This window comes from Allorhizobium paknamense, assembly GCF_030815125.1.
Taxonomy (GTDB): domain Bacteria; phylum Pseudomonadota; class Alphaproteobacteria; order Rhizobiales; family Rhizobiaceae; genus Allorhizobium; species Allorhizobium paknamense.
Map to the genome: position 1 here is coordinate 1 of NZ_JAUSWH010000013.1, position 13,037 is coordinate 13,037.

14 protein-coding genes and 1 pseudogene are annotated in these 13,037 nt (G+C 57.7%); 6 read left to right on the forward strand and 9 right to left on the reverse strand.

The window, feature by feature from the left end; genetic code table 11:
- Positions 1-247 precede the first annotated feature (247 nt).
- The 5 genes from QO005_RS17460 to QO005_RS17480 all read left to right on the forward strand — a co-directional run bounded on the left by QO005_RS17460 (position 248) and on the right by QO005_RS17480 (position 2,742).
- Positions 248-466 carry a toxin-activating lysine-acyltransferase gene (locus tag QO005_RS17460; protein WP_307159349.1) on the forward strand — a complete coding sequence of 73 codons (219 nt, stop codon included), beginning with the start codon at positions 248-250 and terminating at the stop codon, positions 464-466.
- 336 nt (positions 467-802) lie between these two features.
- Positions 803-1,450, forward strand: coding sequence for a hypothetical protein (locus QO005_RS17465; protein ID WP_307159351.1), 648 nt, complete (start codon positions 803-805; stop codon positions 1,448-1,450).
- Positions 1,447-1,728 carry a hypothetical protein gene (locus QO005_RS17470; RefSeq protein ID WP_307159352.1) on the forward strand — a complete coding sequence of 94 codons (282 nt, stop codon included), beginning with the start codon at positions 1,447-1,449 and terminating at the stop codon, positions 1,726-1,728. Before QO005_RS17465 ends, QO005_RS17470 begins: the two co-directional genes overlap by 4 nt.
- Positions 1,729-1,921: 193 nt before the next feature.
- Complete coding sequence (locus tag QO005_RS17475; protein ID WP_307159353.1) at positions 1,922-2,569, forward strand: hypothetical protein; 648 nt, start codon at positions 1,922-1,924, stop codon at positions 2,567-2,569.
- Positions 2,566-2,742 carry a hypothetical protein gene (locus tag QO005_RS17480; protein ID WP_307159354.1) on the forward strand — a complete coding sequence of 59 codons (177 nt, stop codon included), beginning with the start codon at positions 2,566-2,568 and terminating at the stop codon, positions 2,740-2,742. Before QO005_RS17475 ends, QO005_RS17480 begins: the two co-directional genes overlap by 4 nt.
- An 81-nt stretch (positions 2,743-2,823) precedes the next feature.
- Here QO005_RS17480 and QO005_RS17485 read toward each other — a convergent pair.
- From QO005_RS17485 to QO005_RS17510, 6 genes and pseudogenes are all read right to left on the reverse strand, one after another.
- Positions 2,824-3,129: pseudogene (locus QO005_RS17485) on the reverse strand (integrase core domain-containing protein); the annotation flags it as partial.
- 247 nt (positions 3,130-3,376) lie between these two features.
- On the reverse strand, positions 3,377-4,138 hold the full coding sequence (locus QO005_RS17490) for an ABC transporter permease (protein WP_307159355.1): 762 nt from the start codon (positions 4,136-4,138) through the stop codon (positions 3,377-3,379).
- Positions 4,135-5,064, reverse strand: coding sequence for an ABC transporter ATP-binding protein (locus QO005_RS17495; RefSeq protein ID WP_307159356.1), 930 nt, complete (start codon positions 5,062-5,064; stop codon positions 4,135-4,137). The genes QO005_RS17490 and QO005_RS17495 overlap by 4 nt, the downstream gene beginning before the upstream one ends.
- A gap of 148 nt (positions 5,065-5,212) precedes the next feature.
- The gene (locus QO005_RS17500; protein ID WP_370878103.1) at positions 5,213-6,583 is read right to left on the reverse strand and encodes a GGDEF domain-containing response regulator; all 1,371 of its coding nucleotides are present in this window, start codon (positions 6,581-6,583) and stop codon (positions 5,213-5,215) included.
- A 162-nt stretch (positions 6,584-6,745) separates the two neighbouring features.
- Positions 6,746-7,579, reverse strand: a complete 834-nt coding sequence (locus tag QO005_RS17505) for a response regulator (RefSeq protein ID WP_307159358.1) — start codon at positions 7,577-7,579, stop codon at positions 6,746-6,748.
- 141 nt (positions 7,580-7,720) lie between these two features.
- Positions 7,721-8,470 (reverse strand): helix-turn-helix transcriptional regulator, encoded by a 750-nt coding sequence (locus QO005_RS17510; RefSeq protein WP_307159359.1) that lies wholly within the window; start codon positions 8,468-8,470, stop codon positions 7,721-7,723.
- 158 nt (positions 8,471-8,628) lie between these two features.
- On the opposite strand from QO005_RS17510, the gene QO005_RS17515 reads away from it, so the two are divergent.
- Positions 8,629-9,414, forward strand: coding sequence for a class I SAM-dependent methyltransferase (locus QO005_RS17515; RefSeq protein WP_307159360.1), 786 nt, complete (start codon positions 8,629-8,631; stop codon positions 9,412-9,414).
- Between the two features lie 12 nt (positions 9,415-9,426).
- Here the strand turns inward: QO005_RS17515 and QO005_RS17520 are convergent, their stop codons facing one another.
- From QO005_RS17520 to QO005_RS17530, 3 genes are all read right to left on the reverse strand, one after another.
- On the reverse strand, positions 9,427-11,916 hold the full coding sequence (locus tag QO005_RS17520) for a mechanosensitive ion channel domain-containing protein (RefSeq protein ID WP_307159488.1): 2,490 nt from the start codon (positions 11,914-11,916) through the stop codon (positions 9,427-9,429).
- 218 nt (positions 11,917-12,134) lie between these two features.
- Positions 12,135-12,836: a retropepsin-like aspartic protease family protein gene (locus tag QO005_RS17525; protein ID WP_307159489.1), complete on the reverse strand. Its 702-nt coding sequence runs from the start codon at positions 12,834-12,836 to the stop codon at positions 12,135-12,137.
- A complete protein-coding gene (locus tag QO005_RS17530; protein WP_307159361.1) occupies positions 12,833-13,033 on the reverse strand; it encodes a DUF1289 domain-containing protein in 201 nt (66 codons plus the stop codon). The genes QO005_RS17525 and QO005_RS17530 overlap by 4 nt, the downstream gene beginning before the upstream one ends.
- Between the last annotated feature and the right edge of the window lie 4 nt (positions 13,034-13,037).

A 13,037-nucleotide genomic window follows, 5' to 3' on the forward strand; every position in this document is an offset into this window, starting at 1 on the left:
TGTTGATGCCGCGCGTATGGCTTGAATGCCTGACGACAGGTGGCAGGCTGGATTCCTGGCAATTTCCCACGGAGGAATACGCTTCCCCTTCTCGGGGGTGGACGCTTCGACCAATCCAAGGCAGCTCAACGGGGATTTTGCAACGGACCCAAAAATGTTCTGTCTCGCGCATTGGGACTTGACACTTTAACCGTTGTCATTGACTTACTAAGTGTCCGTGGGGGACGGTAGTTCATGTCCGAAATCCGTGTTTACATCTGAGGCACTTGCTACTTGGGCCACCGTCTCAGATGAACTCGAAGCTAAGATTCGTGAACAAATCAAGGCTGCCGTCTTTCCGGTCCGACTGAAATCAGCCGACTGGAGAAGCGGTGACAAGGTCTGGTTACTGGACGTGATTGCACCGTCACGGGAGCTGGCCACGATGGTGCTCAAGAGTTTGAATCATGTCGCGAAGACTGGCTAGGTCAGGATTCAACCTGTTGCTGCGCAGCTGGTCGATCGTGAGGTTCTGAAGCAATTGGTCTCTGTAAACGCACCAAGTTCTGATATTGATCAAGCCAAGACCATAAATTGAGATGCCACTGGGGAGGCAGCGTTTAATGCTGACGGTATCGGTAGCGACGCCAGACCGCATGAAACCCGCTAACTCCGTGACATCTGCACGCGCCGAGTTTCCGGTGAAACGGACTGCTTTCCGCGATGCGGATCAGGATGCAGGGGCAGTGACGTGAGACGGATAAAAATACATCTGCCGCTTGCTCTCGGTCTTCTATCTCTCGGGCTCCTTTCGGGATGCAACATGTTCGGCTTTCACGAATGGCGGTGGCACCAGAAGTTGACGGTCACGATTGATACGCCAGATGGTTTAAAGACCGGCAGCGCCGTTACCAGCGCCCGTTTTTCTGTTTCGCCAGAATGGTGGGGATTGGGAGATTTTGCGGGTAGTGCGAGTAGTAGTTTGTCAGGAGAAGCAGTAACAGTCGATCTCGGTAGGGGCCGTTACTTGTTCGCGCTGCTGCAAGATTACGGTGTCGAGACGGCTCGCAAAAGTTTCCTTCCGAAGGAGGAACAGCCAGGGGATCGCGCCCAACTTATCGAGGTTTATGATCGCCTTGAAAGTATCCGTGGATCGCGTCAACTTTCAAGAGATCTGTATCCGCCGCTGGTGACCTTCGACAACATCAACAGTCCCGCAAGTGTTCACCTAGTAAATCCGGATGATCTGTCGGTTAACTTCGGCCCCGGCTATCGGATCAGTTCGATAACCCTGTCGATCACCGACGAACCTGTGACGCAGGGAGATGTAGAGAGGGCACTGGTGTGGTTTTACCAAGTGCGTCGCTTGATCCCGACTAACCAGAAGCCTCGTCTGGCTAAAGACCGCACCGTAGAACAAACCGTGACAAAACTCGATTTCATTTCCCCTGATCAATGGAGAGATCTATGAGTATTTCATCTGAGCTTTTCATGGCCATTCTCTCCATGGATGCGTACAACAGAGGCTACCATAAGGGTTATTCTGTTCCCGGCAATCAGGTGGGTGATGCCTCGGTAGTTCCTCGAGATACCTACTTCGACGATATTAAATACGCGGCGTGGCAAGCAGCCAGTTTTTATGCCGTGGCTTATGACTGGAATGGCGAGACTGAAGTGCTCCCCGATTATGGGCTAGCGGGAGCTGGAATTTTCCGGAGTTTTGGCTCAGGTCGGCGTGGGTGCCGATGAGCCGTTCTCAGCGAAATCGGCACCTTGTTGCCAATCGCGCTGTGTGGCCGGAACTCGTTATAGTTTCCGCTGGAACGGACTGCTGTCCGCGCGATGCGGACCAGGATGCAGGGGCGGTGACGTGAGATGGATAAAAATACATCTACAGCTTGCGCTCGGTCTTCTATCTGTCGGGCTCCTTTCGGGATGCGACATGTTTGGTTTTCGTGACTGGAACTGGCACCAGAAGCTGACGGTGTCGGTGATGACGCCAGATGGATTGAAAACTGGGAGTGCGGTGAGTGCTGTAGAACTGACCAAATCACCACGCTGGTGGGGTGTCGGTGATAGTGCAGGCGCGAGCACCACCGGCTTATTGGGAGAAGCGGTCACGGTTGATCTGGGCCACGACCGTTTTCTCTTTGTGTTATTGGATAAATACAGTCTCTCTACTGCGCGCATGGCTTTCTTCCCGTCCAAACGGGCAGAAAACCGTGATGAGAACAATGCCATCTATGATCGCCTTGAAGCGCTTCGTGCGACAATAAATGTGCCGCGTGAGAAATACCCGCTGTTTGTGACGTTTGAGGACATCCATAATCCAGCCAGCGTCAAGCGGGTTGATCCAGACAATCTGGAAGCCGCGTTCGGCCCTGGTTTTCACCTGAGCGCCGTTACCATTGCGATTACCGATGAACCCGTGACCAAAGGACGGGTTGAGGAAGTATTGCCTTGGTTGGAAAGAGTTGGCCGGGAACGTCCGACCCTTATTCCGAATCCACCGCGTCTATCAACAGACGCTCGCGATCCCGACATTCAGTACCTGACGCCAAGACGATTTTCGACGGAGCTTTACAAATGAGCATGACGCAAGACCTGTTTATGGCTATTTTGGCGATGGCTTCCTATAATCGCGGTTATAACTCAGGCATGGGAGATGCTGTCTCAGGCCTTGGTACGAATGGGAAAATCGGTGAAGCTGACATTTTAACCTTCGACGATATTGGTTTGGGCGAAGACGTTTGCAACGAATAGCAGTCGTCAGGTTTTTACGCCGTAGCTGACGTGCTCCCCGATTTTGGGCCAGCGGGGGCTGGAATTTTCCGGAGTTTTGGCTCAGATCGGCGTGGGTGCCGATGAGCCGTTCATGAGCGAAATCGGCACTTTGTTGCCGATCGCGCTGTGTGGCCGGAACTCGTTGTAGTCTCTACGCCAATCCTCCATCTTTGCCCGCGCGTCGTCAAGGCTCATGAACCAGTGGGCGTTCAGGCACTCGGCGCGGAACTTGCCATTGAAACTCTCGATGTAGCTGTTGTCGGTCGGCTTGCCTCGTTGTGAGAAGTCGAGCACGGCACCCTTGTGATAGGCCCATAGATCAAGGTCTCGCGAGATGAATTCGCTGCCATTATCGACGCGAATGGTCCCAAGCTTTCTTCTTGCATGACAACCATTGCGCCGTTTCGTTGAAAAAATGTCATCGGTTCTGGTTGTGTTCGCTGTGATTGACGCGTTGTTCTCTTGATGTTCCGAAGTTCCCCCGCAAAATAGCTGTGGATTGCTGTGGATAACGTTTGACCTTCTGGGTCATCGCAAGCGAGGCGTCTGATTCTTTGCAAGAAAAAACCGGCAGAAGGCTCTACCGGTTTTTTATTTTTATTTTTGTCGCCGTTCAGCTCTTCAAACGGTAGCCGGTGCGGAAGATCCAGGTGAGAACGGTGACGCAGACGAGCAGGAACAGGCTGATCATGCCAAGGCTGATCAGCGGGTTGATGTCGGCGGCGCCGAAGAAGCTCCAGCGGAAACCCGCGACCAGGTAGAAGACGGGGTTCAGGTGGCTTATGGCCTGCCAGAAGGGGGGCAGGGCGTTGATGGAGTAGAAGGTGCCGCCGAGGAAGGTCAGGGGCGGCACGACCAGCATGGGCACAAGGCTCAGTTGCTCGAAATTTCGCGCCCAGACACCGATGATGAAGCCGGCGAGGCTGAAGGACAGCGCGGTGAGCGCCATGAAACCCAGCATCAGCACCGGATGGTCGACGCGCAGGTCGACAAACAGTGTCGAGGTTGCCAGGATGATCAGGCCGACGATCATGCCCTTGGTGGCCGCTGCCCCGACATAGCCGATCAGGATCTCCGCCATGTCGATGGGCGCGGAGAGGATTTCATAGATGGTGCCGGTGAATTTCTGGAAATAGATGCCGTTGGCGCCGTTGGAGATGCATTGCGTCACCAGCGCCAGCATGATCAGCCCCGGCGTGATGAAGCCGCCATAGCCGACATTCATGCCGGTATCCATGCGGGAGCCGACGGCTGCACCAAAGACGATGAAATAGAGGGAGGTGGATACCACCGGCGAGATGACGCTTTGCAAAAGCGTGCGGCCCATGCGGTGCATTTCAAAACGGTAGATGGCTGAAATCGCCTGGAGGTTCATGGGGTCTTGTCTCCGATCAGCGACACGAAAATGTCTTCGAGCGAGGTTTGCCGGGTGGAAATGTCGGTGACGGCGATGCCGGAGGTTTCCAGCGCCGTCAGCAGCTTCATCAGCGCGCCCGGATCGGCCTGAGGCGTGTAGTCATAGACAATCTGCCGCCCTTCCTGCGTCAGGGTCAGCTTCCAGTCATCCAGGCGGCCCGGCAGGCTTTTCATCGGCTCGGCCAGATCCAGCAGCATCTGCTTGCCGCCCAGCTTGCGCATCAGCGCCGCCTTTTCCTCCACCAGCAGCAAGGAGCCCTTGTTTATGATGCCGATCCTGTCGGCAATCTCCTCTGCCTCCTCGATATAATGGGTGGTGAGGATGATGGTGACGCCGGTGGCGCGCAGTTCCTTGACGAGCGACCACATATCCCGCCTCAGCGCCACATCGACGCCCGCCGTCGGCTCATCGAGAAACAGAACTTTCGGCTCATGGGAGAGCGCCTTGGCGATCAGCACCCGTCGCTTCATGCCGCCGGAGAGCTCCCGCAGTGTCGAGTTGCGCTTTTCCCAGAGGCTGAGAGCCCGCAATATCCTCTCGATATAGGCGGGGTTGGCCTTGCAGCCGTGCAGGCCGCGGGAAAAGCGCACCGTGTTCAGCACGGTCTCGAACTGGTCCGTCGTCAATTCCTGCGGCACCAGTCCAATCATGCTGCGCGTCTTGCGGAAATCCTTGACGACATCATGGCCGCCGACGCTGACGCTGCCGGACGTGGCGTTGACGATGCCGCAGATGATCGAGATCATCGTTGTCTTGCCCGCACCATTCGGCCCAAGAAGCGCGAGAATCTCGCCTTCCTCGATATCGAGAGTGATGTCCTGAAGGGCGGTAAAGCCCTTGGAATAGGTCTTTCCGAGATTTTTGATGGAGATGATGGGTGTCATTCTATCCGCATAGGCCTGTCCGGTTTCGAAGGCCTATATAGAGCATTTCCCGGAAAAGTGTAATTTTAGCGATGGATCTCGACTGGCACGAAAACAACGCTTTCTCCGTATTGGGTGACGCGGTCGACAGGGGCTCCGCCGAGATGATTCAGCCCGCCGCCTGCTGCTCGGGCAGCACGGAGAGGTCCGAATAGACCTGGTTTCTGCCGAACCGTTTGGCGAGGTAGAGAAACTGGTCGGCGGCATGCAGGTAATTGTCGAAGGATTCCCGTCCTCCGATTTCCGCAAGCCCTATGGAGACGGTGACAGTGGTTTCACCAGCGGGCAGGGGCACCGTCAGAGTGGCAATGTCACCGCGGATGCTGTCACAGAAGCTTAGCGCCTGCCGCAGGCTCATATTTGGCAGGATCATGCCGAACTCCTCGCCGCCCAGACGGCCAAGCAGCGCGCCATGCGGACAGCAGACGCCTTTGAGGTAATCAGCGACGGCTTTCAGCACCACGTCGCCACTGTCATGGCCGAAGCTGTCATTGAGCTTCTTGAAGTGGTCGATATCGAGGATAGCCACGCTGCACGGCTCCACGCGCATCAGGCAGCGTTCCACCAGGGCAGGGCCTTCGCGGAAGAAATAGCGGCGATTGTAAAGTTCGGTCAGATAGTCCTGGAAAGCAGCGGCGCGCAATTGCCGGATCTGCGACAGGGCCTGAACATGCAGATTGATACGGCACTGCAATTCCTCCGCCACATAGGGCCGGTAGACGAAATCGCAGGCGCCCGCCTTCAGGAAACTTGCCGACAGCAGCCGGTCCGAGGAGGAGGAAATGCCGATGATCCGCAACTCGTCGCTGGCAAAGCGCTTGCGGATCAGGCGCGTCAGTTCGTAGCCGTTCATGTCCGGCATGTGGTAATCTGTCAGGATCAGGCAGATATCACGGTCCTGATCCAGCGCTTCCAGCGCCTGCTGGCCCGTGCGGGCCTGAATGACGTTGAAACGTTGCAGGCGCAGAAGCTCTACAAGACCCTGGCGCGCCGATCTGACGTCATCGACCACCAGAACCTTCACCAGCGCATTGTTCAGCAGCCGCTCTACCGATGCCACGACCATGTCCAGTGCCCGGTCATTGTCCTTGATGATGTAATCGGCAACCCCGCGCTCCACCACTTTCTCGCGCAGGTCCAGATCGAAACGGGCGGTGAACACCACGGCGGGAATGCCTTGCGCCACGACGCTGTTCAGGATTTCCCCGTCCGAGGCGCCCGGCAGGTTGAGATCGACAATGGCGACATCAAAGCGGCGGCTTTTGTCAGCCAGCGCTTCATGGCAGGTTTTCGAGGTGAGGCAACAGGTGATCTCCGCATCAAGAGCAACTTGCAATTGATGGGCCAGCGCACGGGATATGGAGCGCGAATCCTCGATCAGGAGGATATGCTGCCTGCCGCCTGACGAAAGGGCGGAGCGGTCCCGCCGCTCATGCTGAGGCGGGAGGGTGGCAGGGGTCTGGGGGGCGGGCAGACTCATGTCATTCATGGGCGTTGCGAGGGTTCCTGTGGGCACATGCCCGTTGAAAATGCTGCTTTCGGTCGCTTGATGGCCGACTTCGCTTTAGCGGCATCCTGTTCGATCAGGTTTGAAGGCGCTGCGATCCCTCACGCTCGCATGCGCCTTTCCGGCTGCGGCAGGTCAGGCGGCGGCCTGGCTCCGGCTTCGTCCGGCGCGGATCTGCACCAGCGTATCCAGGTTCTGGTTCACGCGGCAGTAAAACTCCTCGTCGATGAAGGGCCGCAGCATGAAGTCGTTGCCGCCAACCTTGAGGAAGCGGGCCGACAGCAGGCGGTCGGTGGAGGAGGAAACGCCGATGATGCGCAATTCGTGCGAGCCGCGGACGGCGCGAATGCGGCGGGTCAGTTCGAAGCCGTCGATGTCCGGCATGTTGTAATCGGTCACGACAAGGCCGATATCGGCATTGGCTTTCAGGATTTCCAGCGCCTTGGAGCCGCTTTCGGCCATGCTGACGCGGAAATTGTAGCGCTTCAGGCGGCTGGACAGCAGTGCGCGCGCCGTCGGGCTGTCATCGACGATCAGCACGTGGTGACGATGGTTGGTGAGAAAGCGGCAGACGGATTCGGCCAGCATTTCCACGGCAAACACATTGTCCTTGAGGATATAGTCCACGATGTCCTTCGCCAGCAGTTTTTCGCGCGTCTGCTCATGGAAGGTGCCGGTGAAGACGATGGTGGGAATATTGCAATCGATCAGATATTCCAGCGCTTCGCCATTTTCAGCGCCTGGCAGGTTGATGTTGGAAATGGCAAGCTTGACTGGTTCGTCAGACAGCTCGTTTGCCATCATCAGATCTTCATAGGTACGGCAGATTTCTACGTCGATATTGAAAATTTCCTTGAGCCGCTGACGGATCATCGACGTAAAGACGTTGGAATCCTCAGCGACAATAATACGAACATCAGGAAATGTTTCGCCGGAATACTGCATACCGGAAATACCGAGATAGGTCATGGCTTGCCTTCAAGAAAAAGTGGACTGCCATGACTATAGACATCACCAATTGCTGAAATATTAATCGCGCAAACGTGACTGGTGACCTATGATTAACGAATGTGAAATTTAATTTTTGAATAAAAATGATATTTATTAATTCTATAGTGGAAACAGCAGGACCAGCTTGCAATCCGGCCTGTCGGTCGGGCGGTAGTTGAACTGCCGGAAATTCAGAATGCCGCGTTCGGGGTGGCGAAAGCTGCGCTCGCCGCCGCCGCGCTCCATCACCGAATGTTCCTGCCAGGCGGTGTCAAACAGCGGGCTTTCCTGGCGCAAGGTTTCAACGAGTTCCTTGAACACAGGATCGCGCAGCGAGTGGCTGAAATCGGCTCGAAATTCCGCCAGCATGCTGCGGGTGCGCGCCTGCCAGTCAATCAGGTTTTGGCGGGCGATCGGATGGGTGAAAACGAAGCGGATGGCATTGCGCTCTGTACCTTCTTCTCCCAGCCAGTGCGGGAAAAGGGCGGCGGCGGCCGAATTCCAGGAGCAGGCATTCCAGTAACGGTCCAGCGCATACGCCGGATGAGGCACGGAGGACACGGCGGCAATCAGGGAGGCGGGCGCATCCTCCAGGGGGCCATCATCGCTGTCTTCCGGGTCGCGCCGGTCGGCAAGCTCGAACAGATAAGCGCGCTCGGCCCTGGTCAGTTCCAGCGCATTGGCCAGCCGGGCCAGCGCCTGTGGTGAAGCCTGCACCTGCCGCCCTTGCTCGATCCACGCACACCAGGTGGAACTGATCCCCGCTCGTTCGGCAAGTTCCTCGCGGCGCAGTCCCGGCGTGCGACGGCGCCCGCCGGGCTGTTCGGGGGTGAGTTTTTCGCGATGAGCCCGGACGAATTCTCCAAGCAATCTTCTTTGTTCTAGGTCTAGCATGGCATGAATTATAACAGGATAACTGCTTATCTTGTACTGGTATTATTTTGGGGCATTCTGCCTTGGTCGGGCCTCCCGATCAGGAACATTCGCTTTCCTGGAAATCGTTCTTTTTTATTAGCAGGAATAAATCCATGGTAACACCAACCCCAAATGACAAGGTCCGGGATCACGACCGAAACGTGCAGGCGCAGTTCGGCCCCCGGGCAGAGGCCTATGTGGCCAGTGCCGTTCATGCCTCCGGTGCTGATCTGGACAGGATTGCCGCCCTGGCTTCAGCCGCATCGCCTTTATCCGCACTGGATCTGGGCTGTGGCGGCGGGCATGTGGCCTATGCGCTGGCGCCCCATTCCGGCACTGTCACAGCTGTCGATCTGTCTTGCGAAATGCTGGAGGCCGTGCGGGCGACGGCGGCGGGCAGGGGCTATTCAAATCTTCGTATTGAACAGGCTTCCGCCGAAGCTCTGCCCTTTGCCGCTGAGACTTTCGATTTTCTTGCCAGCCGATTCACGGCCCACCACTGGCATGATGTCGATGCGGGATTGCGTCAGGCGCGCCGGGTGCTGAAGGCGGGAAGCCCAGCGGTATTCGTCGATGTCATCGCGCCGGGCGTGCCTTTGCTCGATACGCATCTCCAGTCGGTCGAACTGTTGCGGGATACCTCGCATGTTCGCAATTACAGCCTGGCGGAGTGGACGGAAAAGCTGACGCGAGCAGGCTTCCGGGTCGAGGCCTGTCGGCATTTCCGCTCCCGCATGGAGTTTGCAAGCTGGACGGCCCGCATGGCGACACCTGAGCCGCTGGTTACGGCAATCCGCGCCTTGCAGCAGGCCGCGCCATCCCCCGTCAAAAGCCATTTTTGCATTGAAGAGGATGGCTCCTTCATGCTCGATATGGTGCTGATCGAAGCGGCGGCTTGAGCCGCCGTCTCGTCAGGAAAGCTTGCTCTTGTCCGGGTTTGCGTCCTCGGGCAGGCTTTTCTCCTCGATCTCTTCCGCCTGCTCTTCGACAGGCGGAGGCGTTTCCTCGCGGATGATCCCTTCCTTCTTGAAGCGTTCGAAAATGCTCAGCCGCAATTCGTTGCGCACCGAAAGGCCGGAGAGAATATCGGCCACATAGACCCGCACTTCGAATTGCAGTTCCGCATCGGTGAAATCCTTGAAGACCACCACCGGTTCGGGATTGCGCAGCACGCCCTGGGTGGAGGAGGCCACGTCCTTCAGCACGGCCACCACATTGCGCGGATCGCAGAAGGATTTGGCCGTGACTGCTACGTCAATGCGCCCGAGCTTGTTGCGGTGGGTCCAGTTGCCCACGGAGGCATTGATCAACTGCGAATTGGGCACGATGATCGATTGGCGCTGGAAGGTTTCGATTTCGGTGGCGCGGACGGAGATGCGGCGCACGAAGCCTTCGCTGGTGCCGGTGGCCACCCAGTCGCCAACCTTGAAGGGACGTTCCATCAAAAGGATCAGCCCTGACACGAAGTTGGAAATGATGTTCTGAAGGCCGAAACCGATACCGACCGACAGGGCACCGGCCACCAGCGCGAGGCTGGACAGGTTGATGCCTGCTGCCGAAAGCCCCATGATGCCCGCGACGATGGCGCCGAAATAGCCGACCGAGGTCTTGACCGAATTGCGCACGCCGGGATCAACCTGGGAGCGGGCCATGACATTGCCGTCCAGCCACTTCTCGAACCAGCGGGTGAAGACGACGCCGATGAGAAAAATGGCGATGCCGCTGATGATCCCGACGATGGAAATGCGGATGCCGCCGATATTGATCTCGATGAAGAGATTGTAGAACCATGTCTGGATATCCGGCGGCTGGAAGCCCCAGGTGATCAGGATGAGCGGGATGCCGAGGACGAGCGCGAAGATGTAGATGAGAAGTCCGGCGGCAATGCCGATCTGGTCCAGCGCCACCGCACCCATATTGTAGCGGCGTTGCAGCGCACGTCCGATAATGGTTTCGGCGAAGCGGTCCCGCTCCGAGACGGCTTTGCCGGAGCGGATGCCGATATACATGGTGGCAATCACGCCGCCCGTCAGGATGATCTGCGTGGCGATGAAGCGGGCAAGGCCGACAAAGCCGGTAAAGCTTGCCAGGATGATGCCGATCCCGAACAGCCGCAGCGCGATCGAGGTGTGGCGGTGCCAGGGACGTCCGCCGCTGGCGCTTGCATCCTTGCCCTTCGGCACCAGAGGCCGGGCAAAGGAAACCGCCAGCAGGATGCAGCCGACGAGGGTGGAGGAAATGAAGCTCTTCAGCACCGTCAGATCGACCGGAGAGCCGAGCGTCTCGGTTACCGATCCCAGCACATAATCCAGGCCGTTGATGACCGACATGGCGATCAGCGCATTCTGCAGATGGCGCGCGCCCTTGTCGGACAACCTGACCAGCCGCCATTTCGGCGCTTCCGGATTGAACAGGGCATGGCCCAGGCATCTGACGAAATAGACGAGGCCTAGAAAGCTGAACAGGCTGCCGATGATCGGCGCGATGTCCGGCCGCATCACATTGAAGGTATCGAGAAAGAAGAAGCTGCTGGCCAGGAAGAAGCTGAAGGCCATGGTCGGCATGATCGTGACCCAGAAGGCCACGGAAAACCGGCTCATATAGGAGGGGTTTTCCTCCAGTCGACCACGCTCGATAATGGGGCCGAAAATGCGTGACAGCGTGATACGCATGCCGAAGGCAAGCGCCAGCGATAGCAGGAAGGCCGAAGCAAGCTGCACCTTCTTGAAGCGCCAGGCAAAGCTGATCCATCCATCGATCAGGTCGGTGAAACGCTGGGTTTCCGGTCCGATGGATTGAACCGCCGAGGTGACGCGGTCGAGCGATATTTCCGTATGCGCCAGCAATTGCCGGGTGAAGAGATCGCGGCGAAGGGCGGTGACCTTGGCGGAGAGATCGCCTGTCGCCTTGGAGAGATCGTCCAACTGGCCGAGCACCGAGGCGATCTGTGTCTTCTGCCCGTTCAACTTGTTGCGCTGCTGCGTGACCTCGGCGGCTTCCGGCGGTTGACCGTCCTTGGGTGGATCGCCGATTTCCTTCAGCCGCGCGGCAATATCGTCGGCGCGCGGGGCAATCGAGGCGCGATAGGCCAGGATTTCGCCGGTCAGGTCGTCCAGCTGGGATTTATAATTGATCAGGTCGCGATCGTTTTCGGTGTTTTTGGAGATTGCAGCGGTAATGCTGTCGATCTGCTTCTGGCCCTTGGCAATCAGTTTCGGCGCCTGATTGATCGGATCGTCGGGCGCAAACAGCGCGTCCTGAGATTGCGCCTGAGTTTGCCCCTGGTCTTTCGCAGGGGCCTGATCCTGAGCAAAAGCGGATTCGGGCGGAAGGGATAAGAGTGAAGACACTCCGGTTACCAGCCCCAAACCGAGCATGATTGTAGCGATAAATCTCTTCATCACGTCCAAGAAGCAGTCCTCATTTATGTTACCCAGCCGCGATGCCTGAGCAATCCGGCCAATACAAGGCGCGCTGATACATGATTCGCCTGTCGCAAGCTGTGCCTTGCCGGATTAGAGCATTTCCAGGAAAAGTGTAGTCACGGTTTTCCGTCCGGAAATGCGTAAAAACAAAAGCTTAGATCACGTCCGGTGAACTCGTGTTCACCGGACGTGATCTAGTCGCGCAGTCGCAACTCGTCGGAGCGGATCTGTACTGTATCGAGGGTGGAGAGGAAACTCATGCCGAGCAGGCTCTGGTCCAGCCGCCCGCGCTCGGCCACCAGCCCGTCGACATTTTCGCGGACGATGGGGCCGATTTCCACGCGCTTCAGCCGCACGGGTGCGGCCATGGCGCGACCATTGGCTGTCAAAACCGGCATGCGGTAATCGAGGTCATCCGGATGGAGGCCCGCCTTGGAGGCATCTTCGGCGCGCAGCACAACGGCGCTGGCGCCGGTGTCCACCATCATGCTGATCGTGGCGCCATTGGTGGTGACATTGGCGACGAAATGGCCGCCGAGGCCCCTTTGCAGCAGCACTTCCGACGTGCCATCGCTGGCTTGCGTGACGATGGCCCGCCCCGGCACCAGCCCGGCCATCACCCGGTTACCGATGGTCGCAAGATCCTGCCGATACTGATAGCCGGTAACGAGCAACAGAGCCAAAAGCACCCATCCCGCCAGAAAGCGCAGATTGGTGCTGAGCCTGCTTCTGTTGGTGAACAGACCAGCCATCAGCAGCAAGGCAAAGGGCAGAAGCGCCAGAAACCGGGCAAAGTCATCGTTTTCCAATCCGAAGGTCTGGCCGGTGTCCCGGTTGACGATGAGAAGGCCGGTGCCGAGCACCAGGATGAGCAGAACCATTACGAAGCCCATCAGCCCGTCTCTCCCATACTGGCTTTTCGCTGTTCCAAGCCTGCCATGATCTTCAGCCTTTGCGTTTCGCTCATCCTGCCCCAGCCCGCGATCTCCGCCAGCGTGCGGCCACAGCCAGCGCAGATGTTCTGCGGCGCTTCGATCCGGCAGACACCGGTGCAGGGGGTGGAAATGAGCTTGGAGGCGGTAAGTTCCGGCATGTCT

Coding starts and splice junctions, on each gene's coding strand:
- QO005_RS17495 (WP_307159356.1), bottom strand. CDS start 5,064: ATGACACCCATCATCTCCATCAAAAATCTCGGAAAGACCTATTCCAAG.
- QO005_RS17505 (WP_307159358.1), bottom strand. CDS start 7,579: ATGACCTATCTCGGTATTTCCGGTATGCAGTATTCCGGCGAAACATTT.
- QO005_RS17490 (WP_307159355.1), bottom strand. CDS start 4,138: ATGAACCTCCAGGCGATTTCAGCCATCTACCGTTTTGAAATGCACCGC.
- QO005_RS17500 (WP_370878103.1), bottom strand. CDS start 6,583: ATGAGTCTGCCCGCCCCCCAGACCCCTGCCACCCTCCCGCCTCAGCAT.
- QO005_RS17470 (WP_307159352.1), top strand. CDS start 1,447: ATGAGTATTTCATCTGAGCTTTTCATGGCCATTCTCTCCATGGATGCG.
- QO005_RS17465 (WP_307159351.1), top strand. CDS start 803: ATGTTCGGCTTTCACGAATGGCGGTGGCACCAGAAGTTGACGGTCACG.
- QO005_RS17515 (WP_307159360.1), top strand. CDS start 8,629: ATGGTAACACCAACCCCAAATGACAAGGTCCGGGATCACGACCGAAAC.
- QO005_RS17530 (WP_307159361.1), bottom strand. CDS start 13,033: ATGCCGGAACTTACCGCCTCCAAGCTCATTTCCACCCCCTGCACCGGT.
- QO005_RS17475 (WP_307159353.1), top strand. CDS start 1,922: ATGTTTGGTTTTCGTGACTGGAACTGGCACCAGAAGCTGACGGTGTCG.
- QO005_RS17520 (WP_307159488.1), bottom strand. CDS start 11,916: ATGAAGAGATTTATCGCTACAATCATGCTCGGTTTGGGGCTGGTAACC.
- QO005_RS17480 (WP_307159354.1), top strand. CDS start 2,566: ATGAGCATGACGCAAGACCTGTTTATGGCTATTTTGGCGATGGCTTCC.